The organism is Hyphomonas sp. GM-8P, assembly GCF_003263315.1.
Lineage (GTDB): Bacteria > Pseudomonadota > Alphaproteobacteria > Caulobacterales > Hyphomonadaceae > Hyphomonas.
The window spans coordinates 19,573-44,088 of the sequence record NZ_AWFE01000058.1; the positions used below are offsets into that span (position 1 = coordinate 19,573).

Annotated in this window: 25 protein-coding genes; 17 read left to right on the plus strand and 8 right to left on the minus strand. The window is 59.6% G+C overall.

Annotated elements, in window-relative coordinates; genetic code table 11:
• Positions 1-8: 8 nt before the first annotated feature.
• Both ubiA and HY26_RS05245 read right to left on the minus strand, forming a co-directional pair.
• Complete coding sequence (ubiA, locus tag HY26_RS05240) at positions 9-1,139, minus strand: 4-hydroxybenzoate octaprenyltransferase (RefSeq protein ID WP_051599649.1); 1,131 nt, start codon at positions 1,137-1,139, stop codon at positions 9-11.
• A gap of 62 nt (positions 1,140-1,201) precedes the next feature.
• A complete protein-coding gene (locus HY26_RS05245) occupies positions 1,202-2,575 on the minus strand; it encodes an NAD-dependent succinate-semialdehyde dehydrogenase (RefSeq protein WP_065383070.1) in 1,374 nt (457 codons plus the stop codon).
• A gap of 49 nt (positions 2,576-2,624) precedes the next feature.
• Between HY26_RS05245 and HY26_RS05250 the strand changes: the two genes are divergently transcribed.
• Positions 2,625-3,395 carry a 16S rRNA (uracil(1498)-N(3))-methyltransferase gene (locus tag HY26_RS05250; RefSeq protein WP_034762904.1) on the plus strand — a complete coding sequence of 257 codons (771 nt, stop codon included), beginning with the start codon at positions 2,625-2,627 and terminating at the stop codon, positions 3,393-3,395.
• A 7-nt stretch (positions 3,396-3,402) separates the two neighbouring features.
• Here HY26_RS05250 and HY26_RS05255 read toward each other — a convergent pair whose 3' ends face one another.
• Both HY26_RS05255 and HY26_RS05260 read right to left on the minus strand, forming a co-directional pair.
• Positions 3,403-5,061: a DUF389 domain-containing protein gene (locus HY26_RS05255; protein ID WP_065383069.1), complete on the minus strand. Its 1,659-nt coding sequence runs from the start codon at positions 5,059-5,061 to the stop codon at positions 3,403-3,405.
• 120 nt (positions 5,062-5,181) lie between these two features.
• Entirely contained in the window at positions 5,182-5,820 is a 639-nt protein-coding gene (locus HY26_RS05260) for a hypothetical protein (RefSeq protein WP_051599646.1), read from the minus strand.
• A gap of 105 nt (positions 5,821-5,925) precedes the next feature.
• Between HY26_RS05260 and HY26_RS05265 the strand changes: the two genes are divergently transcribed.
• Together HY26_RS05265 and HY26_RS05270 are read left to right on the plus strand one after the other, a co-directional pair.
• Positions 5,926-7,305 (plus strand): glutamate--cysteine ligase, encoded by a 1,380-nt coding sequence (locus tag HY26_RS05265; protein WP_051599644.1) that lies wholly within the window; start codon positions 5,926-5,928, stop codon positions 7,303-7,305.
• 107 nt (positions 7,306-7,412) lie between these two features.
• Positions 7,413-9,008 carry a peptide MFS transporter gene (locus tag HY26_RS05270; protein ID WP_233351543.1) on the plus strand — a complete coding sequence of 532 codons (1,596 nt, stop codon included), beginning with the start codon at positions 7,413-7,415 and terminating at the stop codon, positions 9,006-9,008.
• Positions 9,009-9,108: 100 nt separating this feature from the next.
• Here the strand turns inward: HY26_RS05270 and HY26_RS05275 are convergent, their stop codons facing one another.
• From HY26_RS05275 to HY26_RS05285, 3 genes are all read right to left on the minus strand, one after another.
• Positions 9,109-9,537 (minus strand): rhodanese-like domain-containing protein, encoded by a 429-nt coding sequence (locus tag HY26_RS05275; RefSeq protein WP_051599642.1) that lies wholly within the window; start codon positions 9,535-9,537, stop codon positions 9,109-9,111.
• Between the two features lie 128 nt (positions 9,538-9,665).
• Positions 9,666-11,069: a metalloprotease TldD gene (gene tldD / locus HY26_RS05280; protein ID WP_034762903.1), complete on the minus strand. Its 1,404-nt coding sequence runs from the start codon at positions 11,067-11,069 to the stop codon at positions 9,666-9,668.
• A 59-nt stretch (positions 11,070-11,128) separates the two neighbouring features.
• Entirely contained in the window at positions 11,129-11,680 is a 552-nt protein-coding gene (locus tag HY26_RS05285) for a tetratricopeptide repeat protein (RefSeq protein WP_034762900.1), read from the minus strand.
• A gap of 160 nt (positions 11,681-11,840) precedes the next feature.
• Here HY26_RS05285 and coxB point away from each other — a divergent pair, with 160 nt between their 5' ends.
• From coxB to HY26_RS05340, 11 genes are all read left to right on the plus strand, one after another.
• Positions 11,841-12,806: a cytochrome c oxidase subunit II gene (coxB, locus tag HY26_RS05290; RefSeq protein ID WP_034762899.1), complete on the plus strand. Its 966-nt coding sequence runs from the start codon at positions 11,841-11,843 to the stop codon at positions 12,804-12,806.
• Positions 12,807-12,829: 23 nt separating this feature from the next.
• Entirely contained in the window at positions 12,830-14,500 is a 1,671-nt protein-coding gene (ctaD, locus tag HY26_RS05295) for a cytochrome c oxidase subunit I (protein WP_034762898.1), read from the plus strand.
• A gap of 99 nt (positions 14,501-14,599) precedes the next feature.
• Positions 14,600-14,998 carry a hypothetical protein gene (locus tag HY26_RS05300; protein ID WP_034762897.1) on the plus strand — a complete coding sequence of 133 codons (399 nt, stop codon included), beginning with the start codon at positions 14,600-14,602 and terminating at the stop codon, positions 14,996-14,998.
• 87 nt (positions 14,999-15,085) lie between these two features.
• Complete coding sequence (cyoE, locus tag HY26_RS05305) at positions 15,086-16,039, plus strand: heme o synthase (RefSeq protein WP_034762895.1); 954 nt, start codon at positions 15,086-15,088, stop codon at positions 16,037-16,039.
• The gene (locus tag HY26_RS05310) at positions 16,040-16,378 is read left to right on the plus strand and encodes a hypothetical protein (protein ID WP_034762893.1); all 339 of its coding nucleotides are present in this window, start codon (positions 16,040-16,042) and stop codon (positions 16,376-16,378) included.
• Positions 16,375-16,953, plus strand: a complete 579-nt coding sequence (locus tag HY26_RS05315) for a cytochrome c oxidase assembly protein (protein ID WP_034762891.1) — start codon at positions 16,375-16,377, stop codon at positions 16,951-16,953. Before HY26_RS05310 ends, HY26_RS05315 begins: the two co-directional genes overlap by 4 nt.
• Positions 16,954-17,030: 77 nt before the next feature.
• Positions 17,031-17,909 carry a cytochrome c oxidase subunit 3 gene (locus tag HY26_RS05320; RefSeq protein WP_034762889.1) on the plus strand — a complete coding sequence of 293 codons (879 nt, stop codon included), beginning with the start codon at positions 17,031-17,033 and terminating at the stop codon, positions 17,907-17,909.
• A gap of 109 nt (positions 17,910-18,018) precedes the next feature.
• On the plus strand, positions 18,019-18,708 hold the full coding sequence (locus HY26_RS05325; protein ID WP_081812962.1) for an SURF1 family cytochrome oxidase biogenesis protein: 690 nt from the start codon (positions 18,019-18,021) through the stop codon (positions 18,706-18,708).
• Positions 18,705-20,090, plus strand: a complete 1,386-nt coding sequence (gene thrC, locus HY26_RS05330; protein WP_034762886.1) for a threonine synthase — start codon at positions 18,705-18,707, stop codon at positions 20,088-20,090. The genes HY26_RS05325 and thrC overlap by 4 nt, the downstream gene beginning before the upstream one ends.
• A 1-nt stretch (position 20,091) precedes the next feature.
• Positions 20,092-20,661: a GNAT family N-acetyltransferase gene (locus HY26_RS05335; protein WP_034762884.1), complete on the plus strand. Its 570-nt coding sequence runs from the start codon at positions 20,092-20,094 to the stop codon at positions 20,659-20,661.
• A 12-nt stretch (positions 20,662-20,673) separates the two neighbouring features.
• Positions 20,674-21,702, plus strand: a complete 1,029-nt coding sequence (locus HY26_RS05340) for an EAL domain-containing protein (RefSeq protein WP_051599640.1) — start codon at positions 20,674-20,676, stop codon at positions 21,700-21,702.
• On the opposite strand, the gene HY26_RS05345 is transcribed toward HY26_RS05340, so the two are convergent.
• Positions 21,703-22,263 (minus strand): YqgE/AlgH family protein, encoded by a 561-nt coding sequence (locus tag HY26_RS05345; protein WP_034762883.1) that lies wholly within the window; start codon positions 22,261-22,263, stop codon positions 21,703-21,705.
• 124 nt (positions 22,264-22,387) lie between these two features.
• Between HY26_RS05345 and HY26_RS05350 the strand changes: the two genes are divergently transcribed.
• The 3 genes from HY26_RS05350 to HY26_RS05360 all read left to right on the plus strand — a co-directional run bounded on the left by HY26_RS05350 (position 22,388) and on the right by HY26_RS05360 (position 24,510).
• A complete protein-coding gene (locus tag HY26_RS05350) occupies positions 22,388-22,870 on the plus strand; it encodes a peroxiredoxin (protein WP_034762882.1) in 483 nt (160 codons plus the stop codon).
• 174 nt (positions 22,871-23,044) lie between these two features.
• Complete coding sequence (locus tag HY26_RS05355) at positions 23,045-23,962, plus strand: SPFH domain-containing protein (RefSeq protein WP_369802163.1); 918 nt, start codon at positions 23,045-23,047, stop codon at positions 23,960-23,962.
• A gap of 71 nt (positions 23,963-24,033) precedes the next feature.
• Positions 24,034-24,510 carry an NfeD family protein gene (locus HY26_RS05360; protein ID WP_051599638.1) on the plus strand — a complete coding sequence of 159 codons (477 nt, stop codon included), beginning with the start codon at positions 24,034-24,036 and terminating at the stop codon, positions 24,508-24,510.
• The last annotated feature ends 6 nt before the right edge of the window (positions 24,511-24,516 follow it).

Here is a 24,516-nt window from a genome sequence, read left to right on the forward strand (position 1 = left end):
GGCCTGCGTCACGGCTCGTCTGGCGTTTCCGGGGGGGCAGGGAAGACATAGCCATCACGTTCCAGTGTGCGGCGTATTTCGCTGACAAGCCATGTCTCAGGCAGCCCGGGCTCGCGGGGGCCTTTCTTCAGCTCCAGGCCGAAGGGCAGGGAGACTTTGTCCGGTTCGCCCGCAGGCACGATTTCCGGCCCTGAGAAAATGGTACGGGGGGCGGGTTCTGGTGTCATGGCCGCCAGTGTCAGGCCGAGTGTCACCAGCGCGCCAGTCCACACATTCGATTTGAATACAGCCAGCGCGACGCCTTCGCCTTTGCGCTTCAACCGGGAAATTTGCGCTGTGGCATGACCGAGAAAGGCCAACGATGTCACAGCACCCATCCTACCAGCGCCCTGTAGGCCGGAGGCAGCAGCAATCAGCGCGGCAGCAATGATGAAAAAGCCGAAGCTGTAGAGGGCTGCATGCTTGCCGAAGAGACGCGCGGTGGACTTCACACCGATCAGGGCGTCGTCTTCGCGATCCTGTAAGGCGTAGATGGTGTCATAGGCTACCGTCCAGCAGGCCAGCCCGATATAAAGGAGGATCGCTGGAAAGCCGATCGAGCCGGCGACGGCGACACCGACCAGCGCGCCCCAATTGAACGTCGCGCCCAGCCAGGCCTGCGGCCACCAAGTAACGCGTTTCATGAACGGGTAGGCTCCGACCAGCGGGATGGATAGCAGCGCGACGATCTTGGCGTCGCCTGGCAGGCAGAGCCAGACAAGGAGGCCTACGGCCAGCTGGATACCCAGGAAGATGTGCGCCTCGCGCAGGGTGACGAGGCCTGCCGGCAGCGGACGCAGCGCCGTTCGCTCCACCTTGGCATCGAAATCACGGTCGGTGATGTCGTTCCAGGTGCAGCCGGCGCCACGCATGGCGATCGCGCCGGTCAGGAACAGGATCGCCCAGAGAAAGTCGGTCAGGTAGAGGCCGGTCTTGATCCGTTCAAAGGCGAGACCAATCAGGCAGGGCAAATAGAGAAGCCAGATCCCCACAGGCCGGTCCCAGCGCGCCAGCATGGCGTAAGGGCGCAGGCCCGCCGGTAGCTTGGAAAGCCAGCCCGGCAGCGCGCTGTCAGCAGGAGAGAGTTGTGTCTCTGTCATCGGAGCGGCTTATAGCGCGGATTCCCGATTCCGACAGGTCAACGCACCTCTCAGGGGAGTGCTTACGCCACCGAGACGGTTTTGCGGTTCATGAAGGCGCGAAGACCGTCAGCCGCCAGTTCCCGGCCATAGCCGGACTGTTTGATCCCGCCGAAGGGGAGACGCGGATCGGACGCCACCATGGAATTGACGAAAGTGGCGCCCGCTTCGAGCTCCCGCACCGCTTGGTCGATTTCCGATTCTTCTTTTGAAAACAGAACAGAACCGAGGCCGAACACGCTGCGGTTCGCACGGGTGATTGCATCGTCGAGGTTGGACACTTTCCAGAGATTGGCGACCGGGCCGAACATTTCCTCGTCTGTCGAAGGCGTTCCAGAATGCGCATCCGCCAGGATTTGCGGCGCGATCCAGGCACCATTTCCGGGCACTGTGCGCTCTTTTGTCAGGCGTTCAGCGCCGCCTTTCAGGGAGCGTTCGACCTGATCTGCGAGTTCGTCCCGGATCGCCAGAGTGGCAAGCGGACCGACATCAGTGTCCGCTTTCATCGGATCCCCGACTTTGAGGGCATCGAATGCAGTGGTGAACCGTTTGGCGAAATCATCATAGATGTCGGCATGCACAAAGAATCGTTTCCCCGCGATGCAGGACTGCCCCGAATTCTGGATGCGCGCCGTGACGGCCGTTTTGACCGCCTTGCCGAGGTCGGCGGAAGGCATGACGATGAAGGCGTCCGACCCGCCGAGTTCCAACAGGCTGGGTTTGATGCTGTCGCCTGCTATGGCGGCGACGCTCCGTCCGGCCGGGCCTGATCCGGTCAGGGTGACGGCTTTGACCCGGTTGTCGCGAATGACGCCTTCGACTTCAGAAGATCCGATCAACAATGTCTGAAAGCACCCCTCCGGAAAACCGGCCCGGTGGAAGACGTCTTCAATATTCAGGGCGGAGCGCCAGACGTTTGAGGCGTGCTTCAGGAGGCCGACATTGCCCGCCATAAGGGCTGGAGCAGCGAAGCGGAAGACCTGCCAGAACGGAAAATTCCACGGCATGACAGCGAGCACTGGCCCCATGGGCAGGTGACGGACAAAGGCGCGATGAGCCTCCGTGCTGATGGTTTCATCCTGCAAATAGGCCGCGCCGTGCTCGGCATAATGGCGGCAGGCGGCGGCGCACTTTTTCACTTCGGCTTCGGCCTGTGAGATCGGCTTGCCCATTTCCAGGGTAATGTCGCGAGCATATTCGGAGGCCTTGGCCTCCAGGACTTCGGCTGCGCGGTTCAGCAGTTCAGCGCGCTCTGCCAATGGCACTGTCCGCCAGTTGCGGAACCGGTTGGCTGCTTTATCCAGCGCGGCGTCGATACGTGCCGCATTCAACGGCGTGAAGCTTTCGATCACCTCACCATTTGCCGGGTTGATTGACTGTACTTGTCTTTCTGGCATGGCGGGCTCCTGACTTAACCTTGTCCCTTTATAAGCCTATACCCCGCCCATGAGTTCCACACCCCGACTGTTTATGATGCAGGATCTGGCCAAAGGCGTTGCCTTCCCACTGGACGATGCGCAATCCAATTACCTGCTCCGTGTCCTGCGACTGGGCACTGGCGCGCCCGTGCGCGTGTTCAATGGACGCGATGGCGAATGGGAATCCCGGATCGGAGACGTTAAGGGCAAGCGGGCCAGCATCGAGCCGATGACTCTAATCCGGCCACAACCGGCCTCCCCGGCAAGTGCACCCATTCTGCTATTTGCGCCGGTCAAGAAAGCCGAGACGGATTTCATCGTGGAGAAGGCGACCGAACTGGGTGCTGCGCGCATCATGCCGGTGCTGACCGAACGAACCCAGACCCGCACGGTTCGGTTGGACCGGTTCCAGAAGATTGTTCTTGAAGCGGCAGAGCAGACCGAACGGCTGGACCTGCCCGAGGTGGAAGACCTGCAGCCGCTCGCAAATGCGCTTGATGTTCTGGCGGAAGGTACGGTGGTGATCTTCTGCGATGAACGGGGCGACGATGCGGATGCACCATGGGGTGGCGAGACGGGTCGTGCAGGTCCCATTATCGAAGTACTCGCCGGTCTTGGAGATGTGCCGGTCGCCATCCTGATCGGCCCGGAAGGCGGCTTCAGTCCGGAGGAACGCCGCTGGTTGCGTACGCGTGACAATACCGCGGCAGTGAGTCTTGGTCCGCGTATCCTGCGGGCGGAAACGGCCGCCGTGGCAGCCCTCTCGGTCTGGCAGGCCCTGAAAGGAGACTGGCGCTGAGCGCGGTTTAGCCAGTGGGGCGGATCAGTACCGTTTGGTAGCGCTGGTAGCCTCTCAGTTTTTCATCAGTCGACTGCCGGAAGGCGCGATACTCTCCTGTCGGCGAAGCGATAAGGCCTCGTTCTTCCAGAATCGTAGAAATGTTCTGTGCACGGCGCAGCGCCAGGGATTGATTGTCGAATCGGCGGACTTCTCCGGACGTGGAGGCATATCCAACGACTTCCACGCTCTTCACGATCCAGCGGTCCAGCACCCAGAGAATGTCATCGATCAGGCCTGCATTGGCGGGGGACACGACATCGCTGCCATTGTCGAACCCGATAAGCGGTAGTTCGCTGGTTGGAGGAATGACCTTGATTGACCAGTCCGGGAAGTTCCCGGAAAGCCCGGTTTCCAGCGTTCTGTAGGAAGTGACGGTTAGACCCGGTTGCGGCGCGGCGATCAGGGTCGCCTGGCGGGAGGCCGCGTCTATGTCGGCTGCGGTTACCTGGAACGGAATAGCTGCGCGCAGCTCAGCTTCCGACTGGCGTAGCTGCCCGTATTGTTCGAGACGCGACATTTCCGTCCGCAGAGGCGCTGCAAGGCTTGATTCAGCAAGACGCAGGAAGGCTTCTGCTTCAAGTTCCTTGTCCTCGTCCACGAGGACTTGACCCAAGTTGACAGTCACAGGCCGGCCGAGTTGGTCAGCAAGGTCTGCCGCGAGGGTTGTTTCTGCGTTCGGCACGATGGTTTTCGTCAGGACCGTCGCATCGATCTGGATCGATTCCTTGCGAGGGAATGCGACCGAAACGTCGGATATCCGCGCTTCCTCGTCGTCGAAAGGCAGCAGGATGCGGGACTTCACCGTACTGACGGCCTGCGTCTCATAGGCGATATCCCGAAGTGATAAGCCGAGCGGTATGGACAGGGCACCAAACACGAACACAATGGCGACGCTTTGCCAGAGCGTGCTGCGCCGTCCATGGCTGGCGCCGAAGCTGAAGATGCGGGATAGAACGGTCACTGACAGGGCGATGGCCAATAGGTTCGTCATGAAAAGGAAGAATGCACCGCCTGAAATGCCAGCTGAACCAACAGCCAAGCCGTAGCCAACGACGGCGAGCGGCGGCATGAGTGCCGTTGCGATCGCCACGCCGACGATGGTTTCACCCTTCCGGTTGATCGTGGCATAGCCGCCAGCAAGGCCGGAGAAGATGGCGACCAGCAGATCAAAGAGGTTCGGCCGTGTACGGGCGATGATTTCCGGTGTCACTTCACTCAGTGGAGACAGGCGAACGATCAGGAACGAGATCGAGATTGCGGCAATGACGCCCCAGGCCATGCTGACCATCGCCCGGCGCATGGCTGGAAAGTCAAACGTGCTGAGCGAGAAGCCCATCAACATGATCGGCCCCATCAGCGGCGAGATAAGCATGGCGCCGATGATGACCGCTGGAGACGACAGGAGTAGGCCGAGGGTCGCAATGGCGCAGGACATGACCACCATGAATACGAAGCGGCCGGACATCTGGCCTTCTTCGCGGGCATGCTGGATCACTTCCTCATGCGCCACAGAACGCGCAAGCTGGCGCAGGACGATCCGGCTCCAGCGGCGGACCCAGTTTAGGCGCTCTTCAATCGCATCCTTCGCGGATAGATCGTCTTTGTCATTCTTGTCGAAGGCCATGGGCCCGGGTTCCGATCTGCCAAATTCGAGGATTGCTGGACGCAGCAATCCGTTTGCCGCCACATTATGGCAGTTTATAAATATTCCAGATGCAGGATTTGTGCAGAAACTCTGCGGAAATCAGTAAAACCAGCGCTTCATCGGCTTAGGTGTGGCACCTTCCCAGCGGCGCTTCCAGTCTATCGCAAGTCCCACGCGGTGGTTGAGCTTGCCGTCCCAGACAGGCTTCAGCCCGACGGACTGAAGGATATCATGCAGACGCTGACCGATAGCGATGTTCTCTTCCGGAGAGGCCGTGGCGTCTGCCGCGCCATAGCTGATATAGAGGCTGCCGCTTTCGACAGCACTTTCCGTGTCTTGCTGATGGAAGAAGACATAGCCTGTCGGCTCGCGGCCGGACATGTCCCGGAAGTCGTCCATTTCGATACCGATTTCGGCGGCGCCGCACGTGCCGCAGCAGGTAAAATGCTGGCGGGCGACGATGTCTTCATCCTCCAGCATGTCAAAAGCGAGGGAGAGGCGGTCAAAATCAGTGAGAACCGGCCAGGATTCCTGATCCTCCATGAGCGCTGTCACCGCATGCACCAAGGCATTTCGAACCTCGATCTGGCGGTCGCGGTCAGAGAGGGGGCTCCGGAAATCCTGAACGTAATCCAGCAGGATTTCCTCGATTTCTTCCAGCGGTTCATAGCCGCCCCGAACGTGCAGATGCGCCCACATTTTCAGGTCGTCGCGTTCATCGGTGGTCATCTTGGTCATCTGCGGACTCTCATCTAAACGAATTCGTGAGAATAACGCGGTTGGCGTTCAAGAGAAACAACCTTATCTGCAAGCCTCATTCTGGTTCGCAACAGGGGGTTCGGGATGACCACGCCAACGTCGGACATCGACGAAACCTCTCCGCGCATCGCGGGAAAGCATGAGCTTGTCGAGTATCTGGAAGCCGGCTGCAAGCCGTCGGAAGACTGGCGCATCGGGACGGAACACGAGAAGTTCGGTTTCCTTCGTGAGAATCTTGCGCCGCTGCCCTATGAGGGCAAGGCTTCTGTGCTGGCCATGCTGGAAGGCCTGCGCGACCGGTTCGGCTGGGCCCCGATTGTCGAAAGCGGCAAGCTGATCGGCCTGCAGCGCGACGGCGCCAGCGTTTCGCTGGAGCCGGGCGGTCAGTTCGAGCTTTCCGGCGCTCCCCTTGAGACCATCCACCAGACCTGTACCGAAGTCGGGCGTCACCTCGAAGAAGTCCGCGAGATTGCCGATCCGCTCGGCATTTCGTTCCTCGGGCTTGGCGCAAGCCCGCTGTGGAGCCTCGCCGAGACGCCTGTGATGCCCAAGGGCCGTTACAAGATCATGATGGAATACATGGACAAGGTCGGGCGTCTTGGCCGCCAGATGATGTTCCGTACCTGCACGGTGCAGACCAATCTCGACTTCGGCTCCGAAGCTGACATGGTGAAGAAGTTCCGCGTGGCACTTGCGCTGCAGCCGCTCGGTACCGCGCTGTTCGCCAATTCACCCTTCATGGAAGGCCGCCCGAACGGCTTCCTGTCCTATCGATCGCAGATCTGGACCGATACCGACCCGGACCGCACCGGCATGCTGCCCTTTGTGTTCGAGGATGGAATGGGGTTCGAGCGCTATGTCGACTATGCACTCGACGTACCGATGTATTTCGTGCGCCGCGGCGGGAAATACCTGGACGCCAGCGGCCTCAGTTTCCGGGACTTCATGGACGGAAAGCTGGAAATCCTGCCCGGCGAGCTGCCTGCAATGGATGATTTCGCCGACCACCTCTCCACGATCTTCCCGGAAGTCCGCCTGAAGCGATTCCTTGAAATGCGTGGCTCCGACGCTGGGCCCTGGTCGCATTTGTGTGCGTTCTCAGCTTTCTGGGTTGGTTTGTTGTATTGCCCGGTCTGTCTCGATGGCGCCTGGGATCGCGTGAAGACCTGGACCGCAGCGGAGCGTGAAGCCATGCGCCAGTCCGTCCGGACGCTGGGCCTGAAGACGCCAATTCCAGGCGGTGCCACGATGCAGGACCTGGCGATGGAGATGCTGGACCTTGCCCGTATCGGTCTCAGTAACCGTAACAATCTCTCCGCGTCTGGCGAGAATGAAACCGGTTACCTTGCCGAACTCGACGAGATCGCCCGATCCGGCAAAACGCCGGCGGACCGGCTTCTGGAACGCTACTATGGCGCCTGGAACCGAGACGTGCGTCACGTTTTCACGGAAAAGGCTTACTAGGGCATAGCCTTCCCCCCATTCCTTCCGAAAAAGCAGAAACTGCCTTGAGCCTTGCCGCATAGCACGCTCAATATGCGCAATTCAGGGAAGCTGAGGGAGTGAAACAAGTGACCGACAACGCGATTGCTGCCGGCCAGGGGCAGGAGAAAACCTTTCTGGGCCATCCGACAGGGCTGTTTGTCCTGTTCTTTGCTGAGATGTGGGAGCGTTTTTCCTACTACGGCATGCGGGCTCTACTGGTTCTCTATCTGACCAAGCACTTCCTGTTTGATCGAGAGGCCGCCTATGGCCTGTACGGCGCCTATACGACGCTGGTCTATATCGGACCGGTGATCGGCGGCTTCCTGGCCGACAAATACCTTGGCGCCCGCAAGGCGGTCACGATCGGCGCCATTTTCCTGGTGCTCGGCCACCTTGGAATGGCGGTGGAAGGGGACCCGGTCCTGGATGGGCAGTCACCCGATCCGGGCGTTCTCAATATTTTCTATTTCAGCCTTGCGCTGATCATTGTTGGGGTCGGCTTCCTGAAAGCGAACATCTCGACCATCGTTGGCTCGCTCTACAAGAAGACGGACACGCGGCGCGATTCCGCTTTCACCATCTTCTATGTAGGTATCAATACCGGCGCCTTCCTGGGGGCTCTGATTGCAGGTTATCTGGGTGAGACCTTCGGCTGGGCATATGGCTTCGGCGCGGCCGGGATTGGCATGCTGCTCGGCCTGATCGTCTTTGTCTGGGGCAAGCCAGCCTTGCGCGGGGCGGGCGAACCGAGTGATCCGGCAAAACTCGCCGCACCGATGGTGGGACCGCTGAATCGCGAGCACATGATCTGGCTGGGCGCCATCGTAACGACGTTCATTGTCTGGTTCCTTGTGCGCAGCCAAGGCACGGTGAACACGCTGCTGCTGATCGCCATGACGATCACGTATCTCTACATTGTCTGGCGCGCGATCGCGAAATTGAACCCGCACCAGCGAAACCGGATCATCGTCGCGCTGATCCTGATCTCCACCAACGTCCTGTTCTGGGGCCTGTTCGAGCAGGCGGGGTCGTCACTGAACCTGTTCACGGACGAGCATGTCGACCGCAACCTGCTTGGCTGGGAAGTCCCTGCTTCCATGTTCCAGTCGATCAACGCCTTCTACATCATGACGTTGGGCCCGGTCTTTGCCGCGCTCTGGGTGTGGCTTGGCAAGAAAGGATGGGAGCCAAGTGCACCGATGAAGTTCGCCCTGGCTCTGATGCAGCTTGGCGCTGGCTTCCTCGTGCTGGCGTTCGGTTCCAGCGCCGGAGCCATGACGCCGGTGATCTTCATCTTCCTGATCTATCTGCTGCACACGACAGGCGAGCTTTGCATGAGCCCGGTTGGCCTGTCAGCCATGACCCGGCTGTCAGTTACTTCCATGGTCGGCCTGATGATGGGTGCCTGGTTCCTGGCGTCGGGCGCTGGTAACGCGGTGGCGGCCATCATCGCCCAGGCGACTGCCGCTGGCGGTGAAGGTGTCGGGAACGTGCTGTCGGTCTACATAAAGGTCGGCTGGTTCGCGATTGGAGTCGGAGTCCTGTTTGCGATTGCAGCGCCTTTCATGACCAAGATGATGCATCTTGATACGTTGTCGGACGATTCCGTGGCGGATGTCGGCACCGTGGATACGTTCGGGTCGAACACCGATCCGGGGGCGCCGGACAAGACGCTCAGCTAACGCCTGCTAAAAAAAGAAACCAGATATGAGAAGGGCGGCCTCTGACTGGGCCGCCCTTTTTCATGGGACTGTGCGTCTGAAATGCGGTCGAAGGGATGCGTCAATTGTAGGGGGGTATGAAGGGGTCAGTTGGCAGGCCGCGTTTCAGCCAGCCTTCGCCGCTTTCTTCATTTCCGACCATGCCTTCGCGGATGTCAAAGACGTGGGTGAAGCCAGCCTTCTCCAGAACGCTCGCTGCTTCACTTGAGCGCTTGCCGCTCCGACAGATCACGGCGATCGGATGATCCAGATCGCCCAGGACAGCGCCGCGTGCCTGGGCAATGAAGTCCCGGTCTTTCACATTGATGCCATGGCTGTCGCGGGGAAGGCCCGTCATCGCCCACTCCGTTGGGGTTCGTACATCAAGCACGACAATCTCGCCCCTCTGCACCATCTGCCAAGCCGAATCTGCTGGCAGGGCGCCAGGCTCAGCCAATGCAGGAGCTGCCATGAAAGTCGCCCCCAGAAGGGCACCCATCAGGAAACGCATCGTATTACCGTCCTCTACTGACCGGGCGCACGAACGAATCAGTTCGTATCCCTCCGCCCGATTGTGGCCAGAAAGTGACAAAACGGTTCCGGCGCTTCAAGTCCCAAGCCCCGGTTGTTACAGCAATTTTAGCCTGCGCCGCCTACAGTCAGGGCACCAATCTTGAGGGTCGGCTGTCCAACACCCACCGGAACAGACTGACCGGCCTTGCCGCACATGCCCACGCCGTCATCCATGGCGAAGTCGTTGCCGATCATCGTGACGTCCTGGAGGACGGTCGGACCGTGGCCGATCAGGGTGGCGTTTTTCACCGGTGCGATGACCTTTCCGTTCTCTACGAGATAGGCCTCCGTGCACTGGAAGACGAAATTGCCGGAGGTGATGTCGACCTGGCCACCGCCGAAATCGACCGCCCATAGACCGCGCTTGATCGATGAGACGATTTCTTCCGGATCCTTGTCACCACCCAGCATCACGGTGTTGGTCATCCGCGGCATCGTTTGCGCTTCATAGCTTTCGCGCCGACCATTGCCGGTCGGCTGCTGGCCCATGAGGCGGGCATTCAGACGGTCCTGCATATAGCCTTTCAGGATGCCGTCTTCGATCAGAACGGTCCGCTGTGTCGGCGTGCCTTCATCATCAAATGAGAGCGAACCACGGCGGGCTTCTATGGATCCGTCATCGATAACGGTGACACCCTTCGCGGCGACCTGCTCACCGATGCGCCCGGCATAGACGCTGGTGCCTTTGCGGTTGAAGTCGCCTTCCAAGCCGTGGCCAACTGCTTCGTGCAACAAGACGGCTGGCCAGCCCGGGCCGAGTACGACTTCCATTTCACCAGCTGGCGCAGCAATGGATTGAAGATTGACCGATGCCTTGCGAATGGCGCGGCGGACCATGTCCTGCCAGCGTTCCGGCCGGATCCAGTCGTCATACGCAGCGCGTCCACCTGCACCGGCGCCGGCTGATTCCCTTCGGCCATTTTCCTCCAGCGTGACGGATACGTTGAGGCGCACCAGAGGACGGATGTCCGAAAAGGCTGCGCCGTCCGGGCGCAGGATGTCGATTTCTGTATGACTGCCGGAAAGGGAGACCGAGACCTGCACGACTCGCGGGTCGCTTGCCCGGGCCCAGGCATCGATCTCTGCCAGGAGCCCGGTCTTCACGGAAAAATCGGGCGCGGCGGTAGGGTCGATTGGCTGATACAGGCGTCGATTGGTCGGTATCGGACTTGCCGCCAGCTTTCCAGAATAGCCGCGTTTGGCTTCCGATGCTGTCGAGGCCGCCCGACGGATTGCCCCCAGTGTGAGTTCGGATGCGTAACCTGACCCCTGCGCTTCACCGGCGACCACGCGCAGGCCGAAGCCCTGATCCGTGTCGAAAGCGGCCGACTTCAGCCGGCCATCGTCAAATACGAAGCTCTCGGAGCGGGAGCGTTCGACATAGAGGTCGCCGTCATCGCCGCCGCGTACGGCGTCAGCGAGAATTTCAGTGGCTTGGCGGAGATCGAAGGGCAGGGCGTTTTCTGTCATTCAGACTAGATGCGCGTCCGCAGCAGGGGCGGCAAGAGGCCTGCATGAGGATTCCGGGCTCAATTCGTGACGGTGAACCGGGTCAGCTGCCATTTCGCGCGCTCGAACTCCGGATTGAGTTCCAGGGTTTTCTGGAAATCTGCGTACGCCCCTGCCAGATCTCCGGTATTTTCCCGTGCGATCGCCCGGTTGTAGTGGGCGGCGTAGAGCTCCTGGCTGTCGAGTTCGATCGCCTTGTCCAGCGAGATCAGGGCTGAGTCGAAATCCTTGAGGAAAATGTAGGCGGCTCCCTCATTAAGCCAGATCGCGCCAAGTTCAGGCTTCATCTTCTTGGCAGTGGAGTAGTCGGACAGTGCACCATCATAGTCGCCAGCCCGCATGCGCAGCACGCCGCGATTTGTATAGGTTGCAGCCCGGTTCTCCATTTTCATCAGTTCGGCCTCAATGGCCTTGGTGCAGATTCGCTCGCCTTCCTGGTTAGACGTGCGTCCATAAAGGGCCGCTTCGTAGCAGTCACGGGCGATTCCACCACCAATCACCGATACTTGGGCGTATGCGGTTGGCGCGGTGAGCGCGATAAGGCTGGCGGCGAGCAGGGCAGTCCGGATCATGATAGCCTCCGAATGAACGAGTTTATGTAGGATCAGTTTAGCATCAAAGCGATGGAGCGACGACAGGCTGCGACAATATTGAGCGCGGAAAGAGGTAGGTTGCGGCTAATACGTATTGTAGATACAGGAGCAGAGATTCCAACGAGACGAGGATTCCTTCGTGCGACACCTTCTTGCCGCTCTTAGCGCAGCGTTGTTCGCCGCTCCGGCCTTTGCTGCCATTCCGCGCGATGGCGCGCTTGGTATGCAACCGGCCGCGACGCGTATTGCCGAGCGTATCCACCATTTCCACACTTTCCTGCTGTGGATCATTATTCCAATCACGATTTTCGTTCTGCTGCTGCTGCTTTATGTGATGCTGCGCCACAATTCGCGGTCGAACCCCACACCGCGCAAATTCAGCCACAATACGCTGATCGAGGTCATCTGGACGGTTGTTCCGGCGCTGATCCTCGTGGCCATTGCCAGCCAGTCCTTCCCGAACCTTTACTATCAGGATGTGCCGCCGAACCTGCAGCAGGTTCAGGACAAGGCCAACCAGCTCCTCGCTGATGGCAAGTCTGCGGAATACGAGCGCTTCACCAAGGAATATAATCCGGAAGCCGCTGCGAAAGGCTTCGTGAACGTCAAGGCGCAGGGCAACCAGTGGAACTGGACCTATACCTATCCTGACATCACCGACGACGCCGGCTACCCGCTGGAGTTCGTTTCGAACCCGCTTCAAGTCGGCCTGTCGACCGACTCTACTGAAGGTGTTCGTAACCTGTCCGTTGATTATCCGATGGTCGTGCCGGCTGGCCGCTATGTCCGCTATTACACGGCTGCCGCTGACGTGATTCACTCTTTCGCTGTCCCGGCTTTCGGCATCAAGACTGACGCCGTTCCTGGCCGCCTGAATGAAGGCTGGTTCCTCGTCGATGAGCCCGGCACTTACTACGGCCAGTGTTCCGAACTGTGCGGTGTGAACCATGCCTACATGCCGATTGAGGTCCGGGTTGTGCCGCAAGAACAATTCGATCGCTGGGCGGAGCTGATGCTCGCTGGCGACTATGATGCTGCGGCCGCTTCGGTGCAGAACATCGCTTCCATTGAACCGGCGACCAAGTTCGCTGCGGTCACTGAATAAACCGAGAGAGAAGAGTACGTCCCATGCCTATGGATGAAGTCGCCCTCGACCACGCCCACGACGATCACGACCACAAGCCTGGTTTCTTCACGCGTTGGCTGTTTTCCACCAACCACAAGGACATCGGTACGCTGTACCTGATCTTCGCGATGATCGCGGGGATCGTGGGCTACACGCTGTCCGGCCTGATCCGCTGGGAACTCGCTGAGCCCGGTATCGGCGTGCTGACGCGCTTTGTTGCCGGCGAAGGCGACGTGGCGATCCAGAACGCCAAGCACTTCTACAACATGGTCATCACCTATCACGGCCTGATCATGATCTTCTTCATGGTCATGCCGGCCCTGATCGGCGGCTTCGGCAACTGGTTCGTACCGCTGATGATCGGTGCGCCGGACATGGCGTTCCCGCGTATGAACAACATCTCGTTCTGGCTGACGGTCGCTGCCTTCATCCTGGCTTCCATTTCGATGATGATCCCTGGTGGCTCGGCTGGTAATGGTTTCGCTGGCGGCTGGGTGCTTTACCCGCCGCTGTCCTCGACGACTGGTCACCCCGGTCCGGCGATGGACGTGCTGATCCTGTCGCTGCACACAGCCGGTATCGCGTCGATCCTCGGTGCCATCAACTTCATCGTGACCATCCTGAACATGCGTGCCCCGGGCATGACCCTGCACAAGATGCCGTTGTTCGCCTGGGGTGTTCTTGTGACGGCTGTCCTGCTGCTTCTGTCCCTGCCGGTGCTTGCCGCTGCGCTGACCATGCTTCTGACGGACCGGAACTTCGGTTCTCAGTTCTTCAATCCGGCTGGTGGCGGTGACCCGATCATGTTCCAGCATCTGTTCTGGTTCTTCGGTCACCCGGAAGTCTACATCATGATCCTGCCGGCCTTCGGCATCATCAGCCACATCGTGTCGACCTTCTCCAAGAAGCCGATCTTCGGCTACCTCGGCATGGCTTACGCCATGGTGTCGATCGGTGTCATCGGCTTCGTCGTGTGGGCGCACCACATGTACACGGTCGGTATGGACGTTGACCTGAAAGCCTACTTCGTCGCTGCGACGATGGTCATTGCCGTCCCGACAGGCATCAAGATCTTCTCCTGGATCGCCACGATGTGGGGCGGCTCCATCGAGTTCAAAGTCCCGATGCTCTGGGCTATCGGCTTCATCTTCCTATTCACCGTTGGCGGTGTGACGGGGGTCGTCCTGGCCAACGCAGGCATCGACCACTCGCTGCACGACACCTACTACGTTGTGGCCCACTTCCACTACGTGCTGTCGCTGGGCGCCGTGTTCGGCCTGTTCGCTGGCTGGTATTACTGGTTCGAGAAGATGTTCGGCATCAAGTACAACGGCATGATTGGCGGCCTGCATTTCTGGCTGATGTTCATCGGTTCGAACGTCCTGTTCTTCCCGCAGCACTTCCTGGGCCTGCAGGGCATGCCGCGCCGCTACATCGACTATGCTGATGGCTTCGCCACCTGGCACCAAATCTCGTCGATCGGTTACGCCATCACCATGGTTGCAACGCTGATCTTCTTCATCGGCCTCGCCGAAGCGCTGATCCGTCGTCGCAAGGGTGTCGCCAATCCGTGGGGCGAAGGTGCCACGACGCTGGAATGGACGCTGCCTTCGCCGCCGCCGTTCCACCAGTACAATGAACTGCCGCACGTGACGGCCAAGGGCGGTCACTAGGCCTACATTGCCTGAACCACTCAATCGCAGCGGCCTCTCGTCCCACGGGAGGCCGTTCGCTTTCGAAAGTCCCGGAAAGAAGGACCTGATCTGTTGAATATGCGCTTGCCCATCGTGATTGGCATGTATGCCTTCATCGTGGTGTTCCTGCCGCGAAATCCGGCCGTGGACCGGCTGTTCGACAAGGTACGGACGATCGATCCGAATATCGCAATAACGATCTCCGTTGTTGCACTGATTGCCGGGGGAATCGGCCTCTGGATGCTCTGGCGCCAGCCGAAAGGCCTGCTGAGGACAAAGCCGAGCCGTAAGCTGGTGATCATCAATTCCGGCCTCGTCGGGATCGTGTTTGCGGCCATATTCGACGTGATGCAGAAACTCTCCGGCTCGGCGACTGACCTGATCAGCCTGATCCTTGTGCCGATTGCCTTCATGATCGCCGAAGCCACCTACCTCGCGCTCGAATGGCGCCTGAACCGCAAGTTTGATAAGGAATAAGCCCGCGTTCGGCCGGAACGGCCCAATTGTCGCGCTGACAGCGCCGGCTCGCAGACCCATACCAGAAACACACCAACTGGACCCGAAATGACCGACGCCCCCGCCACTCCTCAAAAGCGCTACGGCACCGCTGGTGATTATGTTCAGCTGCTGAAGCCGCGCATCATGATGCTGGTCGTGTTCACCGCAGTCGCCGGCCTGATCGCGGCCACTGGTGTGACCGGGCAGTCGATGAACCCGGTGATGGCGGCGATTGCTGTACTGGCGGTCGCGCTTGGGTCTGGCGCCGCCGGCGCGATCAACATGTGGTACGATTCCGATATCGACCTGGTGATGACTCGGACGTCTACACGGCCAATTCCATCCGGTGCTGTGCCGCGCGAAGAAGCGATAGCGATGGGCATGATCATGAGCGGCGTGTCCGTCCTGCTCATGTGGCTCGCATCCAACTGGCTGGCAGCCGGGTTGCTGGCTTTCTCGATTTTTTACTACGGCGTCATCTATACGATGTGGCTGAAACGCTCGACGCCGCAAAACATTGTTATCGGCGGCGGGGCCGGGGCCTTTCCGCCAGTCATCGGCTGGGCCGCAGTGACGGGGAACACACCCCTCGATGCGTGGATCCTGTTCGCCATCACTTTCTTCTGGACGCCCCCGCATTTCTGGGCGCTGAGCCTGCTGGCACATTCCGAGTACGAAAAGGCCGGCGTGCCCATGCTGCCTGTGACGCACGGTGCGAAAGCGACCCGGCTGCAGATGCTTATCTATACGGTCGTCCTTGCGGCTGTTTCGATGATGCCGCTGGTGACCGGACTTGGTGGCTGGATCTACGGCGTGGTGACAGGTGTGCTGAACCTTGCCTTCCTGTATTTCGCGGTGCGCGTCTGGCGCTCGCATGCAGGTGACAGCGGCGCGCCTGGAGCAGACCAGAAACTTGCGCGCAGCATGTTCCTTTTCTCGATCCTGTACCTGTTCATCGTCTTCGCGGCCTTGATCGTGGAGCACGCAGCTGGTCTGCATTTTCCTGTCGGAGGCCTGTAAATGAGCGGTGATGGCTTGAAGAAGGGCGACGAACAGTTCCCGGAACCAGCGCATCTGGATGACGCAGCGCGTGCGGCTCAGAAGCGGCGTAATCTGTGGCTCGGACTGGCGCTTTTGGGCTTTGTGTTTCTCGTCGGGCTCACGACGTTCGTCCGCCTGAGTGGCTCAGAGGACAACCAGGCCAACTTCTATTACAATATGAACCAGACTGGGCAGGAGGAGGCACCTGCGCTTCCGCCCGGAATGTCGCCGGATCAGGCTGCGCCGCCGGCAAATCTGTCGACAGAACCGGTTGGGCCTGATGCCACGGCCGACGAAGAGGAGACACCCGAGCAATGAAGCTGTCCAACGCCAAGGTCGCCGGGATATCGCTGACGGTTTTCGCGGCGATGCTGGGACTCGGTTTTTCAGCGGAGCCGCTTTACGGCACATTCTGCCGGGTGACCGGTTATGGCGGGACGACTCGTATTGCGACGTCGGCCCCGAAGGAGATTGTCGACCAGACAATCACGGTCCGTTTCGATACGAATGTGGCAGATACGCCACTGGAATTCCGCCCGCTTCAGCGCTCCGAAGACGTCAAGATCGGCCAACATGGGCTTGCCTTCTTTGAGGTTTCCAATCCCACGGACGAGGAAATCCACGTCATCGCGGCCTACAATGTGACGCCACATTATTCCGGCAAGTATTTCAACAAACTGGAATGTTTCTGCTTCGATGAGCGGGTCATCGCCCCTCATGAGACGAAAAAGCTGCCTGTGGTCTACTTCATCTCGCCCGACATGGTGGAAGACCACGTGGCAGATCAGCTGGAAACCATCACGCTCAGCTACACTTTCTATGAAAGTTCGAAGTATAAAGGGCCAACGACACAGGCGGCCGTGGGTGCGGCGAATTCAGCCACGGGCGGCTGAAACTGTTGCACTTTCGGTCCGGAGCGGTCTAAACAGCTCAGAGATTCTAGGGATATAAATCAAGGGGTCCGCCAGACATGGCTCACGGCGAAGTCAAACACGATTATCATCTGGTCAACCCGTCACCGTGGCCGCTGCTCGGCTCGTTGTCGGTACTGGTTCTGGCGCTTGGCGGCGTCAATTACATGAAGGGCCTTTTCGGCATGGAAAAGGGAACCGTATGGCTGCTGGCCGTCGGTTTCGCCATGGTCGGCTGGGTCATGATTGGTTGGTGGCGCGAAGTCATCAAGGAAGGCAAGATCGGCGATCATACGCCGGTTGTTTCCATCGGCCTGCGCTACGGCATGATCCTGTTCATCGCATCAGAAGTGATGTTCTTCGTCGGCTGGTTCTGGAGCTTCTTCGAATTCGCAATCTTCCACAGCGCGCGCGTTGGCGAGAACTGGGATGCAGCGAACCCGCTGTTTGCAGATGCCCTTGCAAAGTTCGGCGACTGGCCGCCGGTCGGCGTCGAGACGTTTGATCCGTTCCACCTGCCGCTGATCAACACGCTGATCCTGCTGCTGTCCGGGACCACCGTGACCTGGGCGCACCACGCTCTCCAGCATGACGACCGTTCGGGCGCGAAGCTGGGACTTCTGGTCACTATCCTGCTCGGCATGGCCTTCACTGCGCTGCAGGTGTTCGAATACAGCCACGCACAGTTCAGCTTTGATGGCACGCTGTATGGTTCGGCCTTCTTCATGGCGACCGGTTTCCACGGTGCGCACGTCGTGATCGGTACACTTTTCCTGATCGTGTGTCTGCTTCGCCTGCTTACGGGTGGCATGTCGGCCCAGAAGCACCTCGGCTTCGAATTTGCTGCCTGGTACTGGCACTTCGTCGATGTGGTCTGGCTGTTCCTGTTCGCCTTTGTCTACGTGACCCCATACCTCGCACTGGGCGCAGGGCACTAGACGGCCGCGCATCCCATGCGCTGACTTTCAGGGGCCCGCCGGCGCGCAATCGCCCGGCGGGCTCTGCTTATTGGGGCAGGGCCGATCCCTGCGCTTGAAAGGGTCGAAGATGACTTTTCGTCCGTATCCCGTGATGACCGTGTTCACGCTCATCAGCCTGGGTATTCTGATCTGGCTCGGCAACTGGCAGTATGGCCGCTTCCTCCAGAAAATGGAGATCGACCGCCAAACGCCGGACTGGACCACGCTGGAAGGCGAAATCATTCCGGCGAGTGAGGTCCTTTCATATTACTATGTGGAAGGGCAATCCGGCTGGATGCGCGTTGTTGCGGTCGATACTGGTGATGCAGTGGTCTATACGCCGATCGAAATCGTCCAGCAGATCGATCCGCCTGCCGCATGCGAAGGTGAGACTTGTCCGGCCGGTCAAATCGCAACCCGTGGGATCTACAAGCCGGCCTTCAAGCGGAATGCCTTTACCGCAGCAGACGACACAGCCAATCGCGTTTTCTATGTGCTTGACCCGGCGGTGTTTGCGTCGCTTTTGCCGGGTGAGGCGGCTTCACGTGTATCGGCAGACGTGTTCGAGCCCGAAGTGATCCGGTTTGTGTCTGAGAACGGGCCCTACCTGATCGACAATCCCTATGCACGCCTGCGCCTGGATGATGAATTGCCGCCACAACGACATTTTGGGTATGCGATCACCTGGTGGGGGCTGGCCATGGCGCTCATCGGCGTATATCTCGCCTTTCATCACCAGAAGGGACGGCTCAGGTTCCGGAACGAGGGCAAATCGTGAAGTATATTTCGACCCGGGGCCAGGCTCCGTCTACAGACTTTGCCGGCGCATGTCTGGCCGGTCTCGCGCCGGATGGCGGCCTCTATGTGCCGGAGAGTTTCCCGCAGATTGATCCACCTGCCAAGGGCGAAACCTATCACGAAGTGGCGGCGCGGATTTTGTCAGCTTTCACAGGTGATGCGATCCCGCTCGAAGACCTGAAGCCGCTTTGCGAGCGGGCCTATGGCAGCTTCGCGCACCAGTGCGTCGCGCCGCTGACGCAGTGGCGGCAGGATGCCTGGCTGATGGAGCTGCACCACGGGCCGACGCTTGCATTCAAGGACATCGCGATGCAGATCATCGCGCAGATCTATGATTACCTGCTGGCCAAATCCGGCCAGCGCATGATGATTGTCTGCGCAACGTCGGGTGATACTGGCGGCGCAGCGGCAGCGGCTTTTGCCGGAACGAAGCACGCAGACCTGATCATCCTTCATCCCCACGGTCGTATTTCACCGGTGCAGCGGATGTTCATGACGACGACCGGTGCGTCGAACGTCGTGAATCTGGCGCTCGATGGCGATTTCGATGACTGCCAGGCCATTGTGAAGGATATGTTCGGAGACCGGGAATTCGTGAACCGGGTGAACCTGTCCGGCGTGAACTCAATCAACTGGGCCCGTGTGGCCGCTCAGTCGGTCTATTATGCAACCGTGCAGGCGGCTCTCGGCGGTGCGCTGCGGTTCGTCGTGCCCAGCGGGAACATGGGTGATGCACTGGCAGGCTATGTTGCGGCCCGATGTGGCTTGTTGAGCGGTGGCTTCGAGGCGGTTTGCGCTGTGAACGCAAATGACGCCTTGGCCCGCCTGTTCAATACCGGCGTCATGTCCCGCGCGTCAGCCGTTGCGACCCCAAGCCCGGCCATGGATATTTCGGTACCTTCCAATTTCGAACGTCTCTTGTTCGAAATGACCGGGCGTGATGCTGATGCGGTTCGTAACACCTATGACACTTACAAGCAGGTCGGCGAAGCGTCATTGCCCGACGAAGCGGTTTCACGCCTCAAGTGTTCAGGCCTTTCGGCTTCCTCTGTCAGCAATGACGAGACTATGGGTGAGATGAAACGATTCGAGCAGGAGACGGGGTGGCAGATTTGTCCGCATACGGCAGTTGGTACATTTCACGCGCGGCGCCTGCCGGCGGCTGATGTGACAACGGTGGTGCTGGCCACGGCCGCAGCGGCGAAATTCCCGGAAACGGTGGAAGAGGCCACAGGTCGCAAGCCGACAATGCCCGCCCGGGCTGAAGTGCTCTATGAGCAAGAGGAAGTGTTCGAGCGGACAGAGGCTTCACTGGCTGCAGTTCGGGCACGTATCGAACAGCACGCTGGCCGGAGCCGGTAAAATGCTGCCGCCCTTGCGCGAAACGCTGGTAACATCGGAGCGGCTGGTGCTTTCACCACCATTCCGGGCGGATTTCGCGGAGTGGGCTGATGTACGTGAACGAAGCCGGGCGCATCTGGAACCGTGGGAACCGGTTTGGCCGGATGATGTACACTCAAAGGCAGACTGGGGGCGGCGGCTGAAGGCCTGGCATAGCAGTTGGCGCAATGGCCGGGCTCATGTCTTCCTGATCCGCCGCCAGAGCGACAACCGGCTTCTGGGCGGCGTGTCGATCACCAATGTACGTGGCTGGCCGGCGCAGGCCGCCAATCTCGGCTACTGGATCGGGGCGGAGTTCCAAGGTAACGGATACATGCATGAGGCCGTTGGCACGATCTGCACCTGGGCATTCCAGGTATTGGATCTCTGGCGCATCGAAGCCGGGACCCTTCCGACGAATGAACGGTCCCAACGGGTGCTCGCCAAGGTCGGGTTCGAGCGTGAAGGCTATGCCCGGGATTATCTTGAGATCGCGGGACGGCGGGAAGACCACATACTTTTCGCCCTCGTCAGGCCGGCGATGCCGCGCTAGATTCCGGTCATCATGGCGCAAACCTCCGAGACAAGCCTTCAGGGCAACTGGCACTGGAATGCTCAAGCAAGGCGCCTTGTGATCGAAGTGCCGCGAGGGTCAGCCTATTCCGAACTGTCGGGCGACTGGTCCATTGATGCTCTGGAACAGATGCTGGAAGGGCTGAGCCGCGGACGACTGGAGCGGACCTTCGATGCAGGGGAAGGCCCTGTGCGGTGTAATCTTCGCCTGTCGAGCGGACGGGGCGTTCATCTCGTGGGAGCCTTTGTCGGCGATACCGAAGCACGTGGGATGCTACTGACCGGCGACGATCTGCAGGAGATCGATCCGTCGGACCTGAAGCCCGGTCCGGATCTGGCACCGGTATTTCAGCCCATCGTATCGCTTCGCAATGGACAGGTTGCCGGGTTTGAGGCGCTGGCACGCTGGGACGACGGTGACCTCACTTCGCCGCCAAGCCGGTACGAGGATGAGGCGCTGGCATCTAACATGTTGATCCGCTCGGCCGAGGCGCTCGCGAGATTGCGGGACATTACCGGCAGGGACGACCTGTTCATGCAGGTGAACCTCACCGCGCGGGACCTTGCCCGCGGGACCTTGCCTGCGCTCGTCGAGGCGCTGATCAATGGGTACAATTTGCCGGAACGGTCGATGAAGATCGAACTGACGGAACAAGCCGCCCTTCGCGATGCCGATTTTGCCCTCTCGGCTGCGCTTGCCCTGAAGGCGGTCGGGGCGGGACTGGTTCTGGATGATTTCGGAACGGGACATTCTTCGTTTGCGTGGCTGGCCGATCTGCCTGCTGACAGCCTGAAGATCGATCACGGCCTGACACGGCGTCTCGGGCAGCATCGGACCGACACGATCTTGTCGACAATCACGCTTCTTGCAAACCGTCTCGGCATGACCAGCACGGCTGAAGGGGTGGAGCGCAAGGAAGATGCGGCACGGCTACGTGCGCTTGGTTTCGATCATGTCCAGGGGTTTGCGTTTGCGCGGCCGATGGACATCGAATCCGCGATCCGCTTCATGCGCTACTGATCAGGCGTTTCCAGGAACAATCTGCAATCTCGCGCTATCAATACCAAGCCGGCCCAGCGCATGACGCCATTTGCGTTCATGAGCGCTGGAGAAGATCAGCTCCGGATCAAGGTCGCAGACGAGCCAGGCATTTTCCGCGAGTTCCGTTTCCAGTTGGCCTGCACCCCAGCCAGAATAACCGAGTGCAAGCACGCTGCGCCTGGGGGGGTGAGTGGAGCCCATGGCGTGCAGGATGTCCCGCGTTGCGGTCATGCAGATATCACCATCAACCGGCAAGCTGGCGCCTTCATTGTAGACATCGTCGGTGTGAAGCACGAACCCGCGATCAGAGCTGACCGGGCCGCCATCCAGAACAAACGTGTCCGGTACGTCAGCTTCGATGGGCACATCGAGCTGTTCGAACAATTGCGGTAGGCGCAAATGGGCCATCGGCTTGTTCAGCACGATGCCCATGGCGAACTCCGGGGAATGTGCACACACGAGGATGACAGATCGCGCAAACCGGGCGTCGCCAATGCCGGGCAGGGCGATCAGCAGTTTTCCTGTCAGGTCTGTGTCCATGGCGCGCGGAAATCCTTCAGAGCCGAGGCTGGGCTATCCCGGTCGCTTTGGCAAGGGCGGGAATCCTTGCTTCGCAGCACCGGGAGACCTATGTCCTTGGTCAAACCTGCAGGGAGAAAAGCAGATGAGCATCAAGGTCGGTGATAAGCTTCCAGACGCAACTTTCATGGAAATGACCGCAGACGGTCCAGCGCCGTGCACAACAGCAGACGTATTTGGCGGCAAGACGGTCGCCCTTTTTGCCGTTCCGGGTGCTTTCACCCCGACCTGTTCCGCTAAACACCTTCCGGGCTTCGTTGAGAAGCTCGACGACCTGAAAGGCAAAGGTGTGGACGATGTGGTCTGCACCTCCGTCAATGATGTGTTCGTCATGGGCGCATGGGGCAAGAGCGCTGGCGCGGACGGCAAGGTCCGCATGCTGGCGGACGGTAACGGCACCTTCGCGAAGGCGCTCGGTCTTGAGATGGATGGCTCAGGCTTCGGAATGGGGCAGCGTTCGCAGCGCTACTCGATGATCGTCAAAGACGGAGTGGTTACAGAGCTCAATGTCGAGCAAGGCGGCGAATTCAAAGTTTCCAGCGCTGACTACATGCTCGAACAACTTTGATTTATCAGGCATAACGCGTTTTAACCAATTTGATCCATGATCGGCGTGCTTGGGGACGAGCACGCCGTTTTTGGTTGGGTATTTATTGAAAAACGGAAAACTCTCCCCACCTTTATGGGCGTAACAAAGGAGAGGGACCCCATGGATCCGTTTTTTGCAGTGATCGTGCTGGTAATGGCCGTCGCGGTCATTGGTCTGGTTTCGGCATTCAAATTCGTGCCTCAGGGCTACAATTTCACGGTCGAACGGTTTGGCCGTTACACGAAGACGCTGACGCCCGGCTTGTCTGTCATCACGCCCTTCATCGACAGAGTGGGGCGGAAAATGAACATGATGGAGACGGTCCTTGATGTTCCTCAACAGGAAGTCATCACCAAGGACAATGCCATGGTGTCCTGCGATGCCATCGTCTTTATCCAGGTGATCGACCCGGTGGCTGCGGCTTACGAAGTCAACAATCTTCACCACGCTATCCAGAACCTTTCACTGACAAACATCCGTACCGTGGTCGGCTCGATGGACCTCGACGAAGTCCTGTCCAACCGCGATGACATCAACGCCCGCCTGCTCAACGTGATCGATGCCGCGACCAATCCGTGGGGCGTAAAGGTGACCCGGATCGAGATCGCCGACCTCAGCCCGCCGGCAGACATCACTGAAGCCATGGCCCGCCAGATGAAAGCTGAACGTCTGAAGCGTGCGGAGATCCTGACCGCAGAAGGCGACAAGCAGTCGGCGATTCTGAAAGCTGAAGGCCAGAAACAGGCGCAGATCCTTGAAGCAGAAGGCCGCCGTGAAGCCGCCTTCCGGGATGCTGAGGCCCGGGAACGCGAAGCCGAAGCGGAAGCCAAGGCCACCGCAATGGTGTCCGAAGCGATCGCGCGCGGTGACGTTAATGCGATCAACTACTTCCTCGGCCAGGCCTATGTCGAAGCCTTCGGCAAATTGGCGACTTCCAACCAGCAGAAGACGGTCATCATTCCGGCAGAGTTCTCCAGCATCATCGGAGCGATCGAGGGCATTAAAGGCCTTACGGGCGCTGCGAAGGACGTTCAGGTTCAATCGGGCGCTGTGCCGCCCACACGGACTTAAGGCTGGATTTTTCCTGGTGTCCCGGCCTCGGCCGGGGACCGGAATGCCAACCTGCTTCTAGGAGACCGACAATGTTGGAAGAACTCTTCACCCATCTCACTGTCTGGCACTGGCTTGCGCTTGGCTTGATGCTCTTCGGCATCGAGATGATGACCGGGACGTTCGATCTGCTGATGATTTCCATCGCAGCCTGGCTTACCGCCGCTTTTGCCTGGCTCGCCCCGGACAGTCTCGCCACATGGCAGGGGCAAGTCCTGTTCTTCGGCGCAGCATCGGTCGGCTTGTTTGTTGTTGGGCGCACGGTCCTGTCGGGCATGCGCAAGACCACACCAGAACATCCGACGCTCAACAAGCGAATGGATAGCCTTGTCGGTCAGCGCGGCGTCGCCACATCGGACTTCACGAATGCCGGGCAGGGACGCGTAAAGATCGGCGACACTGTCTGGGGCGCGGAGATCGTCGATGGCTCCGAGATCATCCACAATGGCGATGTCATCGTGGTCGAAGGCGCCCGTATGAACACAGCGCTGGTCCGAAAGAGTGCGTGATTCCGA